Consider the following 16,390-nt stretch of genomic DNA (forward strand, 5'->3'; position numbering starts at 1 on the left):
TCCACCTAACACGGTGGGGTGCATAGAGCATTCCGATTGGGCTCCTCATGACTGCAATCGATTGACCACGCGCAGCGGTCTGCCGCCGCTTTGAATACCATTTTCATACCCTATGACGCGCGTTCGCCCGCGTCGGAGCACCATAGCAATTCCAGTTAAATGCCGCTTCGACGGGCTCTAAGGCGTCACCGGCATGGAGAGCATAAACTTGAACCGAAAATTCCTTGGCACCCTCAAAACCGACTGGTTCGGCAACATCAAAGGAGACGTGCTTGCGGGCCTGGTCGTCGCGCTCGCCCTGATCCCCGAAGCGATTGCCTTTTCCATCATCGCCGGCGTCGATCCGAAAGTCGGTCTCTATGCGTCCTTCTCGATCGCCGTGCTGATCGCCTTTGTTGGTGGGCGGCCCGGTATGATCTCGGCCGCAACCGCCGCCACGGCCGTTCTCATGGTCACGCTCGTCCGCGACCATGGCCTGCAATATCTGCTCGCCGCGACCGTGCTGGCCGGCATCCTGCAAATCGTCGCCGGCATTTTCAGGCTCGGCTATCTGATGCGCTTTGTGTCACGCTCGGTGATGACCGGCTTCGTCAATGCGCTCGCCATCCTGATTTTCATGGCGCAGTTGCCCGAGCTAACCAATGTGCCACCGCTCACCTATATCCTCGTCGTGGCCGGCCTCGGCATCATCTACCTCTTTCCCTATGTCACGAGGGTTGTGCCTTCACCGCTCGTCTGCATCGTCGTACTGACGGTTTTGTCGATCTGGTTCGGGTTCGATATCCGCACCGTTGGCGACATGGGCGAACTACCTTCCACCTTGCCGGTGTTCCTGATCCCGCAGATTCCATTCAACCTCGAAACGCTGTTGATCATCCTTCCCTATTCGGTAGCCGTCGCAGCCGTTGGCCTGCTGGAGTCGCTCATGACGGCGCAGATCGTGGACGATCTAACCGACACGCCCAGCGACAAGAACCGCGAGTGTATTGGTCAGGGCGTTGCCAATACGGCAACCGGCTTCATCGGCGGTATGGCTGGCTGCGCCATGATCGGTCAGTCCATGATCAATGTGAAGTCGGGCGGGCGCGGGCGTCTTTCCACCTTCTGCGCCGGCGTATTCCTGCTGTTCATGATCCTCGTGCTTGGCGATCTGGTCAGCCAGATTCCCATGGCCGCGCTCGTTGCCGTCATGATCATGGTGTCGATCGGCACCTTCTCATGGTCCTCGATCAAGAACCTTGCTGTTCAGCCGCGCTCGTCCTCGCTCGTCATGATCGCGACGGTTGTTGGCGTGGTCTATACCCACAATCTCGCCATCGGCGTGCTGATCGGCGTGCTTTTGTCGGCCGTCTTCTTCGCGTGGAAGATTTCGCAGATATTCCGCGTCACCTCGACGGCCTCTGCCGATGGCGCGAATCGCACCTACACGGTCGAGGGCCAGATTTTCTTTGCCTCTGCCGACGATTTCAGCAAGGCCTTCGACTTCAAGGAAGCACTCGACAAGGTGACGATCGACGTTAGCCGCGCCCATATCTGGGATATTTCCAGTGTCGCTGCCCTCGACATGATCGTCCTGAAGTTCCGCCGCGAAGGAGCAGACGTGGAGATCATCGGCATGAACGAAGCGAGCGAGACCATCGTTGACAGGCTCGCAATCCACGACAAGCCCGGCGCACTCGAACGCCTGATGGGCCATTAAGGGAGGATCGCAACATGAAAATACTCGGACTGATCGACGGCTCGGCCTATGCCGAAAGCGTGTGCGATCACATTGCCTGGATCGCCGGCAAGATCGACGCCAGCGTGGAAATCCTGCATGTCATCGGTCGGCGCGATCTCTCGACAGAGCCGGTCAATCTCAGCGGCAATATCGGTTTGGGCGCGCGCACGGCACTTCTTGAGGAACTGGCGGACCTTGACGCCCAAAAGGCGAAGGTTGCGCAAAAGCGCGGCCGGCTCCTGCTCGAAGATGCCAAGGCGCGGCTACACGCGGCTGGTATCCAGAACGTCGAAACCAAGCTGCGCAACGGCGATCTGGTCGAAACCGTGCTCGAATTTGAAGCCGACGCGGATATCATCGTCATCGGCAAGCGTGGTGAGGGAGCCGACTTCGCCAAGGGCCATCTCGGCTCCAATCTGGAACGGGTCGTTCGATCTACCCATAAGGCGATCGTCATTGCCTCGCGCGCCTACAAGCCGGTCAACAAGCTGCTAATCGCCTATGACGGCGGGACGATGGCCATGAAAGCCGTCGATCAGGTTTCCCGCAGTCCCATCCTCGCCGGCCTTGGCTGCAAGCTGGTGATGGCGGGCGACGACACCCCGGAAAACCGCAAGAAGCTCGATGACGCGGCGGTGATCCTGAAAGCCGCCGGCTATGCGCCGGAAGCCGCGCTCGTGCAGGGAGCGGCTGACAAGGTAATTACCGGGATCATCGAACAGGAGGGCTTCGGCCTTCTGGCAATGGGGGCCTACAGCCATTCGCGCCTGCGCAGTCTGTTCATAGGCTCGACGACCACGGAGATGATTCGATCCTGCAAGGTGCCGGTCGTCATTTTCCGTTGAGATATCACAGAGTCCTGCATGAAAAGATGATTACCAACAGGGGTGCCGTCAGCGCACAGGCGTAAATGCGGCACGCTACAGGCCGCCGACTGCCCTCCATGGTTCGCTTAATTCCGGGGCCTTGAGCGCCCCGGAATCACACCGAACCAAGGAGGATTCCATGTGCGCAGAGCGCCGCCGCGCCCGCAAAGGGCGACCGCGACACCCGGTCGCCGAAGCACTTCCCGACGATCTTTTCGACTACGCCGATGAACCCACGCCAGACGGCCGGGAACGCCGTAGGTCGCCGCTTCGCATCGTCGATGTGGAGTCGCTGCCCGTCTTCGACGACTGGCCCGATAAGGTGCCGATCACCGAGGAAGAACTGCAAATCTTCGAGCGGTATTTCGGCCATGTGCTCGACCGCCTGTTTGGCCCTATCGACACTGATCCCGGCAATCGGGGCTTGCCACCGTTAACATCAGATGATAACAGTAAGTCATGAGCGAGGATCGTGACCAGAGCCTCGACACGCTTCTGGACCTCGACGGTCAGGTGCTTGTCGTCGATCCCGAGGGCGGCCATTGGGTGAAGTTCATCGTAACCCGCGTTCCGGCCTCGCCAGAGAAGCCGCACGGCCTCGATTACTCGCTCACGCTTCACGGGCCTTCGGGCGAACGGCTGGTCGGCTTCGATAATGCCCATCCGGTCGGCCGAAGCAGACGCGGCGAGCCGATGGACCATCGGCACCGCCTCCAGACCGTGAAGCCCTATGCCTACGAGGACGCGGCCACGCTCTTGGCCGACTTCTGGCAGGCGGTGGACGCGGTGTTGAGGGAGCGAGGCGTAACATGACCACATTGAAAGTCGGGATTGCCGGCTACGACGAGATGAAGGCCCGCACCATGCGGATCGCCAAGGGCGAGGAAAAGCCGGCGGCGGACGATCCGAAGGTGTGGTTCACATCCATGGAATCCTTCGCGCAGCTCCTTTCCAGTGGGAACCGGGAGTTGCTGCGCGTCATCGACGAGCAGTCGCCCGGCTCGCTGGAGGAACTGTCGCGGATCACGGGGCGGGCGAAGCCCAGCCTGTCCCGAACCCTCAAGAAGATGGCGAGCTACGGCCTGATCCGCATGGACCCCGGCGAGGGCCAGAAAGTCGTGCCCAAGGTGCTGCATGATCGTGTCGAGCTGGACTTGCCCTTGCTCGAACGCCGGGCCGCGAAAGGAGGCGCGCTATGAACATTCATTCCCCGCACGTCGCCCTGCGCGCCGCCCTCTATCTGCGCGTCTCGACGGCGCGGCAGGCCGAGCATGACGTGTCGATCCCCGATCAGAAGCGGCAGGGCGAAGCCTATTGCGAGTCTCGCGGCTATCAGCTCGTGGAAACCTTCGTCGAGCCGGGTGCATCGGCGACCAACGACCGCCGCCCCGAGTTCCAGCGCATGATCGAAGCCGGCACGTCGAAGCCGCCAGCGTTCGACGTGGTGGTGGTGCATAGCTTCTCGCGGTTCTTCCGCGACGAATTTGAAATGGAATACTACTACCGGAAGCTGGCGAAGAATGGCGTCAAGCTGGTTTCCATGACGCAGGAGCTTGGCGACGATCCGATCCACCAGATGATGCGGCGGATCATGTCGCTGTTTGACGAATACCAGTCGAAGGAGAACGCCAAGCACGTCCTGCGCGCCTTGAAGGAGAACGCCCGGCAAGGCTTCTGGAACGGCTCGCTGCCGCCCATCGGCTACCGCGTCGTCGATGCCGAGCAGCGCGGCACGAAGATGAAGAAGAAGCTGGAAATCGACCCGCTGCACGCCGACACCGTGCGGCTCATCTTCCGCCTTGCATCGGAAGGCGACGGCACCTCCGGCCCCATGGGCGTCAAGAACATCGTCAGCTACCTGAACAAGCACCGCATGTTCACCCGCAGCGGCGGGCGTTGGGGCATCGGCCAGCTTCACCGCGTCCTGACCCGCCGCACCTATATCGGCGAACATCGGTTCAATCGCCGTTCCAAGAAAGGCGAGGTGAAGCCCGAGGAAGAAGTCGTCACCGTCGCGGTGCCGCCGCTGATCGACCTTGAGATATTCGAGGCGGTGCAGAAGCGATTGCAGGTCAATAATCCGAAGGTGACGCCGCCGCGCGTGGTCAGCGGCCCGAACCTGCTGACCGGCATTTGCTATTGCGGCAATTGCGGTGGAGCCATGACGCTGCGCACCGGCAAGAACGGCCGCTACCGCTATTATGCCTGCTCGATTCGGGCGCGGCAGGGCGAAACCGGCTGCAAGGGCCGCGCGATCCCGATGGACAAACTTGACCGTATCGTGGTCAGCCACATCGAGGAAAGGCTGCTGGACCCCGAGCGGATCGAAGACGTGCTCGCCTCGCTGCTGGATCGCCGGCAGGAGAGCGTCGAGCGGCGCAGCCAGCACATCACCGAGTTGAACCAGCGCGCGGCCGAGGCCGATATGCGGCTAAAGCGGCTCTACGAGGCTATCGAGGCGGGTTCGCTCGACCCGGCCGAATCCGCCCTCGGCGAACGCATCGCGGGCCTTACGGCTATACGGGATCAGGCACGGGCCGACGCGGTGAGGACCGAAGCCATGCTGAAAAACTCGGCCCATAAGGGCCTCACAGGGGCGGCCGTGCGGGAACTGGCGAGCGAGGCACGCACCGGGCTTCGGCTCGAAAAGGGCGGCTATCGGCGGGATCACGTCCGGGCTTTCGCCCAGCATGTCGAGGTCGCGGATGATGCGATCTACATCAATGGCAACAAAAACACGCTGTTGAAGACGCTGATAGCCACTAAGGGAGGGAAATCGGCGGGAATCGGCGTTCCCGGTTTTATACCAAGATGGCGGAGAGGGTGGGATTCGAACCCACGATGGAGTTGCCCCCACGCCGCATTTCGAGTGCGGTACTTTCAACCACTCAGCCACCTCTCCGCTGTGTCATCATATGAAAGTTTCAGACTAAACAATCTGCTTTCATATCAAATCATGCGATTTGCTGAATGTGTGTCGCGCTCATAACGCGGACAGCGGATTTAGACAAGTCCTAATCGTTCAGAACGCACCATAATTTCGCAGATAATGTGCTTTGTGGTCTGAAAAACCTTGACGCGGCGGTGTTTTTGCCACTATATGCGGCCACGTCGCAGGAGGATGAGAATCCCCTTTGACTTTTGTTGTGTGTTTATCAGACCTTAAACTGATGTTTTTGCTAAGATAAATAATCAAACTGTCACGACTGACAAGAAGACGGTCCCTGCCTCGCGGGAGAACCGGAAACGAACGACCCGAAAGGAAAACAAATGTTCGCAGTCATTAAGACAGGTGGTAAGCAGTATCGCGTTGCCGCCAATGATGTGCTTAAAGTTGAAAAAGTTGCCGGTGAAGCCGGTGATGTTGTAGAATTTGCAGAAGTTCTGATCGTTGGCGAAGGTGAAAACGCCACTGTTGGTGCTCCGCGCGTTGAAGGTGCTGTTGTAACTGCGGAAGTAGTTGAACAGGGCCGTGCGAAAAAAGTTATCGCGTTCAAGAAGCGTCGCCGTCAGAACTCCAAGCGTACACGCGGTCATCGTCAGGAACTGACGACAATCCGCATTTCGGAAATCCTCACCGGTGGCGCAAAGCCATCCGCTAAAGCAAAGGCCGCGCCGAAAAAGGCTGCGCCAAAAGCTGAAGCTGCTGAGTAATCAACGAATTAAAGGAGAATACCGATGGCACATAAGAAAGCTGGCGGTTCATCGCGTAACGGTCGCGATTCAGAGTCGAAACGCCTTGGCGTGAAAAAATTCGGCAGCGAAGCTGTTATCGCAGGCAACATCATTGTTCGCCAGCGCGGTACCCAGTGGCATCCGGGTGCAAATGTTGGCATGGGTAAAGATCATACCCTGTTCGCAAAGGCTGACGGCGTTGTGTCTTTCAAGACAAAAGCAAACGGCCGAACCTTTGTATCCGTGAACCCGATGGCTGAAGCTGCGGAGTAACCGGTGCTCCATTCATATACCGGTGTTCCTGTTGAACCCGATATATGAAGCCGCTTTACGGACAAAATATTGAAGGGGAGACGGGAAACCGTCTCCCCTTTTATTTTTCCCGGAGGATGGCCGGCAGGCCTGAAAGCAACAATGACAAAATTGCAGAGCGGAACAGAATTAAGAAGTGAAAGCAGACAGGCTGCACTGGCGACGGATGATGACCTCAGAGGTGCGGGGCTGACAGGAGCCTATGGTGCGAAAGTAAGTTTGCGGGATTCCCCAGTGCAGCTCACAGAGCGTCTTGTGCTGCGCCCGCCGCATGAAGAAGATATTGATGCGATCGCTGGATTGGCAAACAATATTAATGTGGCGCGTATGCTGGCGCGTTTGCCTTATCCATATTCGCGCGAACATGCGGTTGATTTTATCAAGCTTGCAGCGTCCGGTGCGATCGGGCAGTTTGTTTATGCGATTACGCTTGCCGATACGGGCGAGTTTATTGGCGGCCTCACATTGCACGATCATAAATATGGCCCTGGCTATGAGATCGGCTATTGGCTGGGTGAGCCTTACTGGGGCAAAGGCTATGCCACAGAAGCTGCAACGGCTTTGATCGATTTGTCGTTCCGTGAATTGTCGCTGGAGCAGATTTATATCAGTGCGCAAAGCCGCAATGAAGGCTCAAAGCGTGTGATTGAAAAATGCGGTTTCAGACATACGGGCTCTGCCATAGGCCACTCTGTTGTTGACGGAGATGTGCCGGTTGAGTGCTATATCATGACCCGTCAGCAATGGCTGGAATTGCGTGGTGCAGGGCAATAATGCTCTGCACTGCGAAGAGCTGATATAAGCAGCTGCTCACTTTGTTGTCTCTGCACTGAAACTATAGTTTGCAACTGCAGCGGGCGGCGGTTTTCAAGTCCGGTTTTTTGCTGTATTGGCTCAGTTTAAATATCTCAGTTAAAATTGCGGTCGCATATATCTGCAATTTATTACCTCTTAATATCGGACTATCCGACAGCCGGCCTGTGCCGGAAAAGGCAAGCACATGAAGTTCCTCGACCAGACAAAAATTTATATCCGTTCCGGAAATGGCGGTGCTGGCGCGGTTTCGTTCCGTCGCGAAAAATTTCTGGAATTCGGCGGCCCTGACGGCGGTGACGGTGGTCGCGGCGGTGATGTCTGGGCCGTGGTCGTGGATGGTCTGAATACACTGATCGACTATCGCTATCAGCAGCATTTCCGGGCAAAAACCGGTATGCATGGCATGGGTCGTAACATGACCGGCGGTAAAGGCGATGACGTCATTCTGAAAGTGCCGGTCGGTACCCAGATTTTTGAAGAAGACAATGAAACGCTGATCTGCGATCTGACTACTGTTGGCCAACGCTACCGTCTTGCCAAAGGCGGTAATGGCGGTTTCGGTAACCTGCATTTCAAAACCTCAACCAATCAGGCACCACGTCGTGCCAATCCGGGTCTTGAAGGTATTGAGCGCACCTTGTGGTTGCGCCTGAAACTGATTGCGGATGCGGGTCTCGTTGGTCTGCCAAATGCCGGTAAATCGACTTTCCTTGCCAGTGTGACCGCTGCCAAGCCGAAGATCGCTGACTATCCTTTCACTACGCTGCATCCGAATCTTGGTGTTGCCCGTGTGGATGCGCGTGAATTTGTGATCGCGGATATCCCAGGGCTGATTGAAGGTGCAAGCGAAGGCATTGGTCTCGGTGACCGCTTCCTCGGCCATGTGGAGCGTACCCGTGTGCTGCTGCATCTGGTTTCGGCACAGGAAGAAGATGTGGCGAAGGCCTATAAGGTTATTCGCGGCGAGCTGGAAGCCTATGGTCATGGTCTGACCGATAAGATTGAGATTGTCGCATTGTCACAGGCCGATACGCTTGATCCGGACGCCCGCAAAGACAAGATGAAAGCGCTGAAAAAAGCGTGTGGCCGTGAACCGTTGTTGCTGTCGGCTGTGAGCCGCGAAGGCATTGAGACAACATTGCGCGAACTGGCACGTATTATTGATCAGAGCCGTGCGGAAGAGGCGGATCAGGAAGCTGCGAAAGCGGACGCTAAAGCCAAGTCGGATTACAAAGGTAAGTGAGCAGATCATGACGATCGGGGCGCTGAAGAATTATCGTCGTATTGTTATCAAAATCGGCTCGGCGCTTCTGGTTGATCGTGCTCAGGGGTTGAAGCAGAGCTGGCTGACAAGTCTTGCTGCCGATATTGCGGCTTTGCAGGCGCAAGGCGTTGAAGTGCTGGTGGTATCCTCCGGTGCGGTTGCACTTGGGCGCACGGTTCTGGGGCTGCCTTCCGGTACGTTGAAGCTTGAGGAAAGTCAGGCATCAGCGGCAGCAGGGCAGATTGCATTGGCGAAAGCCTATGCTGATGTGCTGGGTGCCCATCAGATTATGGCAGGACAGGTGCTGCTCACATTGTCTGATACGGAAGAGCGCCGCCGCTATCTCAATGCCCGCGCAACGATTGAAACGCTGCTGAAACTCAAGGCCGTGCCGGTTATCAATGAGAATGATACAGTAGCGACCAATGAAATCCGTTATGGCGATAATGATCGCTTAGCTGCCCGTGTTGCCACAATGATCGGCGCTGATCTGCTCATTCTGTTGTCTGATATTGACGGCCTTTATACCGCGCCACCGCATAAAGATCCGAATGCGCAGTTTTTGCCGGTCGTGGAAGCCATTACACCGGATATTGAAGCTATGGCCGGTGCCGCCGCATCTGAATTGTCGCGTGGTGGCATGAAGACCAAGCTGGATGCCGGTAAGATTGCCAATGCGGCCGGAACTGCGATGATTATCACCTCCGGTACGCGGATGAACCCGCTGGCGGCGATTGATCGCGGTGAGCGGTCAACTTTGTTCAAAGCCTCCGATGCGCCGGTTAATGCATGGAAAGTCTGGATTTCCGGTCATCTCGATGCAGCAGGGCAATTGGTGATTGATGACGGTGCTTTGAAAGCGCTGAAATCAGGTAAGTCTCTTTTGCCTGCCGGTGTGCGGGAAGTACGCGGTGATTTCCAGCGCGGCGATACGGTTTCCATTCTCAACTTGGAAGGCCGTGAGGTTGCCCGTGGTCTGGCCGGTTATGATGCTGCCGATGCCGTGAAGATCGCCGGTCATAAGAGCGGTGAGATTGAGGAAATTCTCGGCTATTTCGCGCGTTCTTCGATGGTGCACCGCAATGATCTGGTGATCCGTGGCAGCCGTGCGCAAGGTGCTGCGAGCGCTGAAGGGGAAATGTGCAATGCAGGATAAGCAGGACACTCTGGCAGTTGCTGAACTGATGGCAGAGCTTGGTCGCAAAGCGCGTGCTGCGGCTGGCCCGCTGGCGATTGCCAGTGCCGAGCGCAAACATGCAGCTTTGATTGCTATGGCCGATGCTTTGCTGCGTCGCAAAGACCTGATCCTCAATGCCAATGTGCTGGATGTCGCCGCAGCGGAAGCTGCCGACACTGCTGCGTCTTTCATTGACCGACTGAAACTGGATGAAACACGTATCCGTGCAATGGCCGATGGTATTCGCGCGATTGCAGCCCTGAGAGATCCGGTCGGTGAAGTGATGACCGAATGGGATCGCCCGAATGGTCTGCATATTGAACGCGTACGCACGCCGCTTGGCGTGATCGGCGTGATTTATGAAAGCCGTCCGAATGTGACAGCTGATGCCGGTGCGCTCTGCCTGAAAGCCGGTAATGCGGTGATCCTGCGCGGTGGTTCGGATTCCGCCCATTCATCCCGTGAAATTCATGCCGCATTGGCTGAAGGCTTGAAGGCCGCAGGTCTGCCGGAAGCTGCTATTCAGATGGTGCCGGTGACAGATCGTGCCGCTGTTGGTGAAATGCTCAAAGGTCTGAACGGTGCGATTGATGTGATTGTACCACGCGGTGGCAAAAGCCTTGTTGCCCGTGTGCAGGAAGAGGCGCGGGTGCCGGTTTTCGCGCATCTCGAAGGCCTGTGCCATGTTTATATTGATGCCAGCGCTGATCTGGAAATGGCAAAGAAGATCGTTCTCAATGCCAAAATGCGCCGCACTGGTATTTGTGGCGCAGCAGAGACTTTGCTGGTTGATCGCAAAGTGGCTGAGACGCATCTGGTGCCTGTGCTGGATGAACTGGCAAAAGTAGGTTGTGTGATCCGTGGCGATGTGGATGTTTGTGCGCTATATTCTCAGGCTGAACCGGCGACTGCGGAAGACTGGTCAACGGAATATCTTGATGCGATCATTTCCGTGGCGCTGGTTGACGGAATTGATGGTGCGCTGACGCATATCAACCGCTATTCATCCCATCACACGGAAGCGGTGATTGCTGAAGATGCTGCGGTGGTTGAGCGGTTCTTTAACGAGATTGATTCAGCCATTTTGCTGCACAATGCTTCAACGCAATTTGCCGATGGTGGTGAGTTTGGCATGGGCGCGGAAATCGGTATCGCGACCGGTAAAATGCATGCGCGCGGACCGGTTGGTGTGGAACAGCTCACTTCGTTTAAATACCGCGTGCGCGGTAACGGACAGACACGGGTTTAAACACACGCATGTCCAAACCAATGAAAGATCAATCAGGCAAGACCGCAGTGCCGCAAGCGTTTCAGGATGTTGCTGAAGACTATCTGCACATGCCCGTTGCACCGGCTGGTGCTAAAATCGGTCTGTTCGGTGGTTCTTTCAACCCGCCTCATGCAGGCCATGTTCTGGTGGCAGAATTGGCACTTGAGCGGCTGGGGCTGGATCAGGTCTGGTGGGTGGTGACACCCGGCAATCCGCTGAAAGATGTGAATGAACTGGCGCCGCTGTCCAAGCGCATTGCGCTGAGTGAAGAGCTTATCACTGATAAGCGTATTCATGTGACAGCATTTGAAGCCAGTTATCAGGTGCGCTATACGGCAGATACGCTGGCGCTGGTGCGCAAACATAATCCGGATAAGCATCTGGTCTGGATTATGGGCGCGGATAATCTGATGAATTTCCATCACTGGCAGGAATGGGATGAGATTGCCCGTACCTATCCGATTGCTGTCATCAACCGGCCGGGTTCGAATATGGCGGCGGAAGATTCCGTGATGGCGCAGCAATTTGAGGCGGCACGCCTGCCTGAAACAGAGGCTGCAAAACTTGCAACACAGCCGGCTCCGGCATGGGTTTTTATCCACGGGCCGCAGTCGGATCTTTCATCCACGCAATTGCGCCGGCAAGAGATGAGAGAATAAGACGCAAAATCAGCAGGTTATTTTTCCTGTCAAATTTCCATGAGTCCGTGTCTTGAAACAGACACAGGACTCTGCCACTTTTATAGTTACACGGGGAGTAGTTGCCGTGTGGCGTTGTTCTTTACGGAAAGGTACTCATTGAGAACAGCAATTGAAAAGAAGGGTGTTACCACGCCTTCACCAGCTGAGGTCAGCGGCGAAGCCACTGTGTCTCATGCTTTAGAGGTTCTGCTTGCAAGCCTTGATGACTCCAAGGCAGAAGATATCATTTCCATTGATCTGCGCGGTAAATCCGCTTTGGGCGATTATATGGTGATCGCTTCCGGTCGCTCCCAGCGCCATGTCGGTGCTGTGGCCGATCATATGCTGCGTGCGCTGAAAGAAATCGGTGTGCGTGATGTTCAGATCGAAGGTCTTGAAGCAGCAGACTGGGTTCTGGTCGATACGGGTGATATCATCATCCACATTTTCCATCCGGAAGTCCGTGAGTTCTATAATATCGAAAAAATCTGGCTCACACCGGAAGCGGATGAATTTAATCCGCGTAAAAAGTCAGTGCATTAATTTGCACGATGATTTGTAAGATCAGGCATGCCGGATTGTGACGGCATGCTGCTTAAACTGCCTGACATGCTATGGCAGGCAGAGGTTTTTTGATTATGCGTGTTACAGTTTTTGCGGTTGGAAAAATGAAAGCCGGTCCCGAGCGGGAATTGGCCGAGCGATACTTTGACCGTTTTTCCAAGTCCGGAACGGCCTTGGGATTTGAGTTTACCGGCGTCAGTGAGATTACCGAAAGCAGGGGCGGCAATGCGGATCAGCGCAAGACCGATGAAGCTGCACGTGTTTATGAAGCACTGGATAATGGCGCAGCGCTGATCCTGCTGGATGAGCGCGGCAAAGAACTTGGCTCTGAAGCCTTTGCCGAGCAAATGGGAAAAATCCGTGACGGCGGCAAAAGACAGTTGATTTTAGCGATCGGCGGGCCGGACGGTCATGATCCGCAATTACGGGCGCGGGCTGATCTGGTGCTGGCGATGGGCAAGATGACCTGGCCGCATCAGCTGGCACGTATTCTGATTGCCGAGCAATTATACCGTGCGGTGACTATTCTTTCCGGTCATCCCTATCATCGGGTGTAATTTGAGCGTATCCCGAAAAATGTGAAGCACCTACGCGGGGAAATCAGTTCACCGGACTGATTTCTTTCCCGCTCCGATCAGATAAGATACGCGTAATCACAAATAAATAGAGCATTTACAGACGGATTTTGACACGGATAATCTTTGTTATAGATTCACCGCTATAACTGAGTGATCGCAACGGATCAGTATTCGAATTTTGATGAATAACAGCAGCATTTCCTTCCGGCTTTTTAAGATGAGCCGCATTTGTGCCGGACAGGCCAGATGCGTGTTTTCTGCCGGTTTGTTGCTGCTGTTGCCGGTTCCGGCTCTTGCGCAGGAGGCAGCACCATCCGCTCCGCCGCCGGTGCCGCTGGAAGAACAGCATCAAAAAGTCTCGGGCAGTCTGGATGCTATTAACAGCGAGATTGCGCTTTCCAAAGAAAAGCTGCAGCAGCTGGAAACAAGCGTTTCAGAACTGAAAAAAGATCAGGCAACCATTACCGCCGCATTGATCCAGTCTGCCAAGACAGACAAGAAACTCTCGGAAGATATTGAGGCTGCGGGGCAAAAACTGACTGCGCTCAGCGAGCAGGAAGACGGTATCCGGCTGTCTTTGCGTTCCCGCCGTAAAGTGCTGGCGGAAGTACTGGCAGCTTTGCAGCGCATGGGATTGAACCCGCCGCCTGCCATTCTCGTGCGCCCTGATGATGCGCTGTCTTCTGTGCGTTCTGCCGTGCTGCTCGGTGCGGTGGTGCCGGAAATGCGGGCGCAGACGCTGGAACTGATGGCTGATTTGAAAGAGATGCAGCGCTTGCAGGCTTCGATCAAAGATGAGCAGGAGCGGCTGATTGCCAGCCGCACTGCGCAACTTGAAGAGCGTCAGAAACAGGAATTACTGCTGGAAGAAAAGCAAAAGCTTTACAGCCAGTCTGAAGAAGAATTGCAGACCGAACGTGCTCATGCCGCAGAACTGGCGAAAAAAGCAACCAGCCTGAAAGATCTGATTGCCTCGTTGCAGGAGCGGATGGATAAAGTCCGCACGGCGGCGGATGCCGCACGCGATGCCGAGCAGCAGCGACTGGCCGACGGGCAGGAGCGCGCAGCACAGTCCGGCGAGAATTCGCTGGTGTCCCGTGCGAGTTTTGCATCTCTGCGCGGGCAACTTGTGCTACCGGCCAGCGGTAAGATCGTACAAAAATTCGGTCAGAAAGATGATTTTGGCCGCCCGCGTGCAGGAGAAATGCTGCAAACGCCGCAAAACGCCACGATTACGTCACCTTCTGATGGCGTTGTACTTTATGCGGGGCCCTTTCGTTCCTACGGACAACTCTTAATCCTTGATGTTGGCAGCGGATATCATATCGTGATGGCAGGATTAAGCAGAATCAATGTTGCGCAGGGCCGGTTTGTGCTGGCGGGTGAGCCGGTCGGAACCATGGGAGATAAGCTTTTAACCAGTGTTGCTTCACTGGGGAGTGGTAATTCTTCACCGATGCTTTACATAGAATTTCGAAAAGATGGGAAATCCGTCGATCCGACCCCGTGGTGGACCGACAGGCATTCCGGAAGGACACAAGATGATACGTAAACTGTCGCTTCTTTTCGCAGGTGCCTTGATGGGGGCTTCGGCGATGGTTGCTGTGCAGGGGGCTCCGGCTTCAAGTGCAAATGCTGCCAGTAATGATACCTATAAAGAACTCGCAATTTTCGGCGATATTTTTGAACGTGTGCGCCAGCAATATGTGACGCCGCCGGAAGATAAGAAGCTGATAGAAACCGCCATCAACGGTATGCTGACCTCGCTTGATCCGCATTCCTCTTATCTCAACCCTGAAGCAGCGCAGGATATGCGCGTGCAGACAAAGGGTGAGTTCGGCGGTCTTGGTATCGAAGTGACTATGGAAAATGATCTGGTAAAGGTCATTGCACCGATTGATGACACACCGGCATCGAAAGCCGGCGTTCTCGCCGGTGACCTGATCACGCAGATCAATGGCGCGGAAGTGCGCGGCTTGTCGCTGAATGATGCTGTCGACAAGATGCGCGGGCCGGTTGATGAGGCGATTGAACTGACCCTGATCCGTCAGGGTGCGGATAAGCCGATCAAACTGTCGATCAAACGCGCGATCATCAAGGTTAAAGCTGTCCGTTACCGCGTTGAGAATGACGTTGGCTATCTGCGTGTGATTTCCTTCACCGAGAAGACTTCTGACGATCTGACAAAAGCGATCAAGGATATTCAGTCACAGATTCCTGAGAACAAGCTCAAAGGCTATGTGCTCGATCTGCGTCTTAATCCGGGCGGTCTGCTCGATCAGGCTGTGTCTGTATCGGATGCGTTCCTTGATAAGGGTGAGGTTGTTTCAACCCGTGGCCGTGACCCTCAGGATGTTACCCGTTTTGATGCCCGCGCAGGCGATCTGACCAAAGGCAAACCTGTTATCGTTCTGATCAATGGCGGCTCGGCCAGTGCGTCTGAAATTGTGGCCGGTGCATTGCAGGATCACCGTCGTGCAACGGTTCTGGGGACACAGTCCTTCGGTAAGGGTTCTGTGCAGACCATCATTCCGCTTGGTGAAAACGGCTCGCTGCGTCTGACGACAGCGCTCTATTACACCCCATCGGGCAAGTCGATTCAGGGCAAGGGCATTACACCGGATATCAAGGTGGAACAGCCGCTGCCGGATGAGCTGAAAGGCCGTGATGTAACGACCAAAGGTGAGGCCGGACTGAAAGGCCATATCAAGGGTGCTGAGGAAGATGACAGTGGTTCAGGCTCTTCGGCCTATGTGCCGCTGGAGCCAAAGGACGACATTCAGCTGGGCGAAGCTCTGAAGCTGCTGCGCGGTGAAATGGCCAATGCGGCATTCCCGCCGGATCCTAAGAAAGATCTGCCAAAGCCTGATAAACAATAAGCTTGTACACTTCAGAAAAACGCGGGGCAGTCCCCGCGTTTTTTGTCTCTGGTGATAAATAAACGGAATGAAAACATGACTGAAAAGCGTGACCCCGCATCGCTGCCTTATCGCCCTTGTGTGGGCATTATGGTTTTGAACAGCGAAGGCAAAGTCTGGGCAGGACGCCGCATCATTGAGCCGAATGGTGAGATGGAAGGTGCAACGCAGCTTTGGCAGATGCCGCAGGGTGGTATTGATGCCGGTGAAGATCCGGCAACGGCATCGCTGCGCGAGCTCTATGAAGAAACAGGAATGCGCAGCGTCAGCCTTTTGGCAGAAGCGCCGGACTGGATCAATTATGATCTGCCGGAACATCTGATCGGTATTGCCTTAAATGGCAAATATCGCGGTCAGACACAGCGCTGGTTTGCCTATCGTTTTGAGGGCGACGAAAGCGAGATTGCAATCAACCCGCCACCGGGCGGACATGATGCTGAATTTGATATGTGGGCATGGAAACCGATGATGGAGCTGCCGGAACTGATCGTTCCGTTCAAGCGCCCTGTTTATGACGAAGTCATTCAGGCTTTCAGACATCTGGTCTGAG

Annotated in this window: 17 protein-coding genes and 1 tRNA gene; 17 read left to right on the plus strand and 1 reads right to left on the minus strand. The window is 55.6% G+C overall.

The features are described from left to right. Nucleotides 1–193 precede the first annotated feature (193 nt). From BKD14_RS15970 to BKD14_RS15990, 5 genes are all read left to right on the plus strand, one after another. Nucleotides 194–1,699, plus strand: coding sequence for a SulP family inorganic anion transporter (locus BKD14_RS15970; protein WP_075657228.1), 1,506 nt, complete (start codon nt 194–196; stop codon nt 1,697–1,699). Between the two features lie 14 nt (nt 1,700–1,713). Beyond that, nucleotides 1,714–2,565, plus strand: a complete 852-nt coding sequence (locus tag BKD14_RS15975; protein WP_075657229.1) for a universal stress protein — start codon at nt 1,714–1,716, stop codon at nt 2,563–2,565. Between the two features lie 160 nt (nt 2,566–2,725). After that, the gene (locus BKD14_RS19170; RefSeq protein WP_139316452.1) at nt 2,726–3,049 is read left to right on the plus strand and encodes a hypothetical protein; all 324 of its coding nucleotides are present in this window, start codon (nt 2,726–2,728) and stop codon (nt 3,047–3,049) included. Then, entirely contained in the window at nt 3,046–3,399 is a 354-nt protein-coding gene (locus BKD14_RS15985; RefSeq protein ID WP_075657230.1) for a DUF6516 family protein, read from the plus strand. Before BKD14_RS19170 ends, BKD14_RS15985 begins: the two co-directional genes overlap by 4 nt. Beyond that, nucleotides 3,396–3,785 (plus strand): helix-turn-helix domain-containing protein, encoded by a 390-nt coding sequence (locus BKD14_RS15990; protein ID WP_075657231.1) that lies wholly within the window; start codon nt 3,396–3,398, stop codon nt 3,783–3,785. Before BKD14_RS15985 ends, BKD14_RS15990 begins: the two co-directional genes overlap by 4 nt. A 1,613-nt stretch (nt 3,786–5,398) precedes the next feature. Here the strand turns inward: BKD14_RS15990 and BKD14_RS16000 are convergent. Further along, nucleotides 5,399–5,488: transfer RNA gene (locus BKD14_RS16000), tRNA-Ser, on the minus strand. Between the two features lie 368 nt (nt 5,489–5,856). On the opposite strand from BKD14_RS16000, the gene rplU reads away from it, so the two are divergent. From rplU to BKD14_RS16060, 12 genes are all read left to right on the plus strand, one after another. Continuing rightward, the gene (gene rplU / locus BKD14_RS16005) at nt 5,857–6,240 is read left to right on the plus strand and encodes a 50S ribosomal protein L21 (RefSeq protein WP_022712234.1); all 384 of its coding nucleotides are present in this window, start codon (nt 5,857–5,859) and stop codon (nt 6,238–6,240) included. Between the two features lie 24 nt (nt 6,241–6,264). After that, nucleotides 6,265–6,534, plus strand: coding sequence for a 50S ribosomal protein L27 (gene rpmA, locus BKD14_RS16010; protein WP_022712235.1), 270 nt, complete (start codon nt 6,265–6,267; stop codon nt 6,532–6,534). A gap of 141 nt (nt 6,535–6,675) precedes the next feature. Then, entirely contained in the window at nt 6,676–7,347 is a 672-nt protein-coding gene (locus BKD14_RS16015; protein WP_083647225.1) for a GNAT family protein, read from the plus strand. 226 nt (nt 7,348–7,573) lie between these two features. Further along, a complete protein-coding gene (gene obgE / locus BKD14_RS16020) occupies nt 7,574–8,632 on the plus strand; it encodes a GTPase ObgE (RefSeq protein WP_075657232.1) in 1,059 nt (352 codons plus the stop codon). A gap of 7 nt (nt 8,633–8,639) precedes the next feature. Beyond that, complete coding sequence (gene proB, locus BKD14_RS16025) at nt 8,640–9,809, plus strand: glutamate 5-kinase (protein WP_075657233.1); 1,170 nt, start codon at nt 8,640–8,642, stop codon at nt 9,807–9,809. Then, nucleotides 9,799–11,079: a glutamate-5-semialdehyde dehydrogenase gene (locus BKD14_RS16030; RefSeq protein WP_075657234.1), complete on the plus strand. Its 1,281-nt coding sequence runs from the start codon at nt 9,799–9,801 to the stop codon at nt 11,077–11,079. Before proB ends, BKD14_RS16030 begins: the two co-directional genes overlap by 11 nt. Before the next feature lie 89 nt (nt 11,080–11,168). Further along, complete coding sequence (locus BKD14_RS16035) at nt 11,169–11,759, plus strand: nicotinate-nucleotide adenylyltransferase (protein WP_245293669.1); 591 nt, start codon at nt 11,169–11,171, stop codon at nt 11,757–11,759. Between the two features lie 138 nt (nt 11,760–11,897). Then, a complete protein-coding gene (gene rsfS / locus BKD14_RS16040; protein ID WP_028233940.1) occupies nt 11,898–12,323 on the plus strand; it encodes a ribosome silencing factor in 426 nt (141 codons plus the stop codon). Between the two features lie 95 nt (nt 12,324–12,418). Then, entirely contained in the window at nt 12,419–12,901 is a 483-nt protein-coding gene (gene rlmH / locus BKD14_RS16045; protein ID WP_075657351.1) for a 23S rRNA (pseudouridine(1915)-N(3))-methyltransferase RlmH, read from the plus strand. A gap of 238 nt (nt 12,902–13,139) precedes the next feature. Further along, on the plus strand, nt 13,140–14,474 hold the full coding sequence (locus BKD14_RS16050) for a murein hydrolase activator EnvC (protein ID WP_245293664.1): 1,335 nt from the start codon (nt 13,140–13,142) through the stop codon (nt 14,472–14,474). Next, nucleotides 14,464–15,801: a S41 family peptidase gene (locus BKD14_RS16055; protein WP_022712243.1), complete on the plus strand. Its 1,338-nt coding sequence runs from the start codon at nt 14,464–14,466 to the stop codon at nt 15,799–15,801. Before BKD14_RS16050 ends, BKD14_RS16055 begins: the two co-directional genes overlap by 11 nt. 75 nt (nt 15,802–15,876) lie before the next feature. Beyond that, a complete protein-coding gene (locus BKD14_RS16060; RefSeq protein ID WP_075657236.1) occupies nt 15,877–16,389 on the plus strand; it encodes an RNA pyrophosphohydrolase in 513 nt (170 codons plus the stop codon). Nucleotide 16,390: the final 1 nt, after the last annotated feature.

The organism is Pseudochrobactrum sp. B5 (assembly GCF_001939785.1).
Classification (GTDB): domain Bacteria; phylum Pseudomonadota; class Alphaproteobacteria; order Rhizobiales; family Rhizobiaceae; genus Pseudochrobactrum; species Pseudochrobactrum saccharolyticum.

Excerpts from the sequence above, each read along its gene's own strand:
- BKD14_RS15970 (WP_075657228.1), top strand. The coding sequence starts at position 194 with ATGGAGAGCATAAACTTGAACCGAAAATTCCTTGGCACCCTCAAAACC.
- BKD14_RS15975 (WP_075657229.1), top strand. The coding sequence starts at position 1,714 with ATGAAAATACTCGGACTGATCGACGGCTCGGCCTATGCCGAAAGCGTG.
- BKD14_RS19170 (WP_139316452.1), top strand. The coding sequence starts at position 2,726 with ATGTGCGCAGAGCGCCGCCGCGCCCGCAAAGGGCGACCGCGACACCCG.
- BKD14_RS15985 (WP_075657230.1), top strand. The coding sequence starts at position 3,046 with ATGAGCGAGGATCGTGACCAGAGCCTCGACACGCTTCTGGACCTCGAC.
- BKD14_RS15990 (WP_075657231.1), top strand. The coding sequence starts at position 3,396 with ATGACCACATTGAAAGTCGGGATTGCCGGCTACGACGAGATGAAGGCC.
- rplU (WP_022712234.1), top strand. The coding sequence starts at position 5,857 with ATGTTCGCAGTCATTAAGACAGGTGGTAAGCAGTATCGCGTTGCCGCC.
- rpmA (WP_022712235.1), top strand. The coding sequence starts at position 6,265 with ATGGCACATAAGAAAGCTGGCGGTTCATCGCGTAACGGTCGCGATTCA.
- BKD14_RS16015 (WP_083647225.1), top strand. The coding sequence starts at position 6,676 with ATGACAAAATTGCAGAGCGGAACAGAATTAAGAAGTGAAAGCAGACAG.
- obgE (WP_075657232.1), top strand. The coding sequence starts at position 7,574 with ATGAAGTTCCTCGACCAGACAAAAATTTATATCCGTTCCGGAAATGGC.
- proB (WP_075657233.1), top strand. The coding sequence starts at position 8,640 with ATGACGATCGGGGCGCTGAAGAATTATCGTCGTATTGTTATCAAAATC.
- BKD14_RS16030 (WP_075657234.1), top strand. The coding sequence starts at position 9,799 with ATGCAGGATAAGCAGGACACTCTGGCAGTTGCTGAACTGATGGCAGAG.
- BKD14_RS16035 (WP_245293669.1), top strand. The coding sequence starts at position 11,169 with ATGCCCGTTGCACCGGCTGGTGCTAAAATCGGTCTGTTCGGTGGTTCT.
- rlmH (WP_075657351.1), top strand. The coding sequence starts at position 12,419 with ATGCGTGTTACAGTTTTTGCGGTTGGAAAAATGAAAGCCGGTCCCGAG.
- BKD14_RS16050 (WP_245293664.1), top strand. The coding sequence starts at position 13,140 with ATGAGCCGCATTTGTGCCGGACAGGCCAGATGCGTGTTTTCTGCCGGT.
- BKD14_RS16055 (WP_022712243.1), top strand. The coding sequence starts at position 14,464 with ATGATACGTAAACTGTCGCTTCTTTTCGCAGGTGCCTTGATGGGGGCT.
- BKD14_RS16060 (WP_075657236.1), top strand. The coding sequence starts at position 15,877 with ATGACTGAAAAGCGTGACCCCGCATCGCTGCCTTATCGCCCTTGTGTG.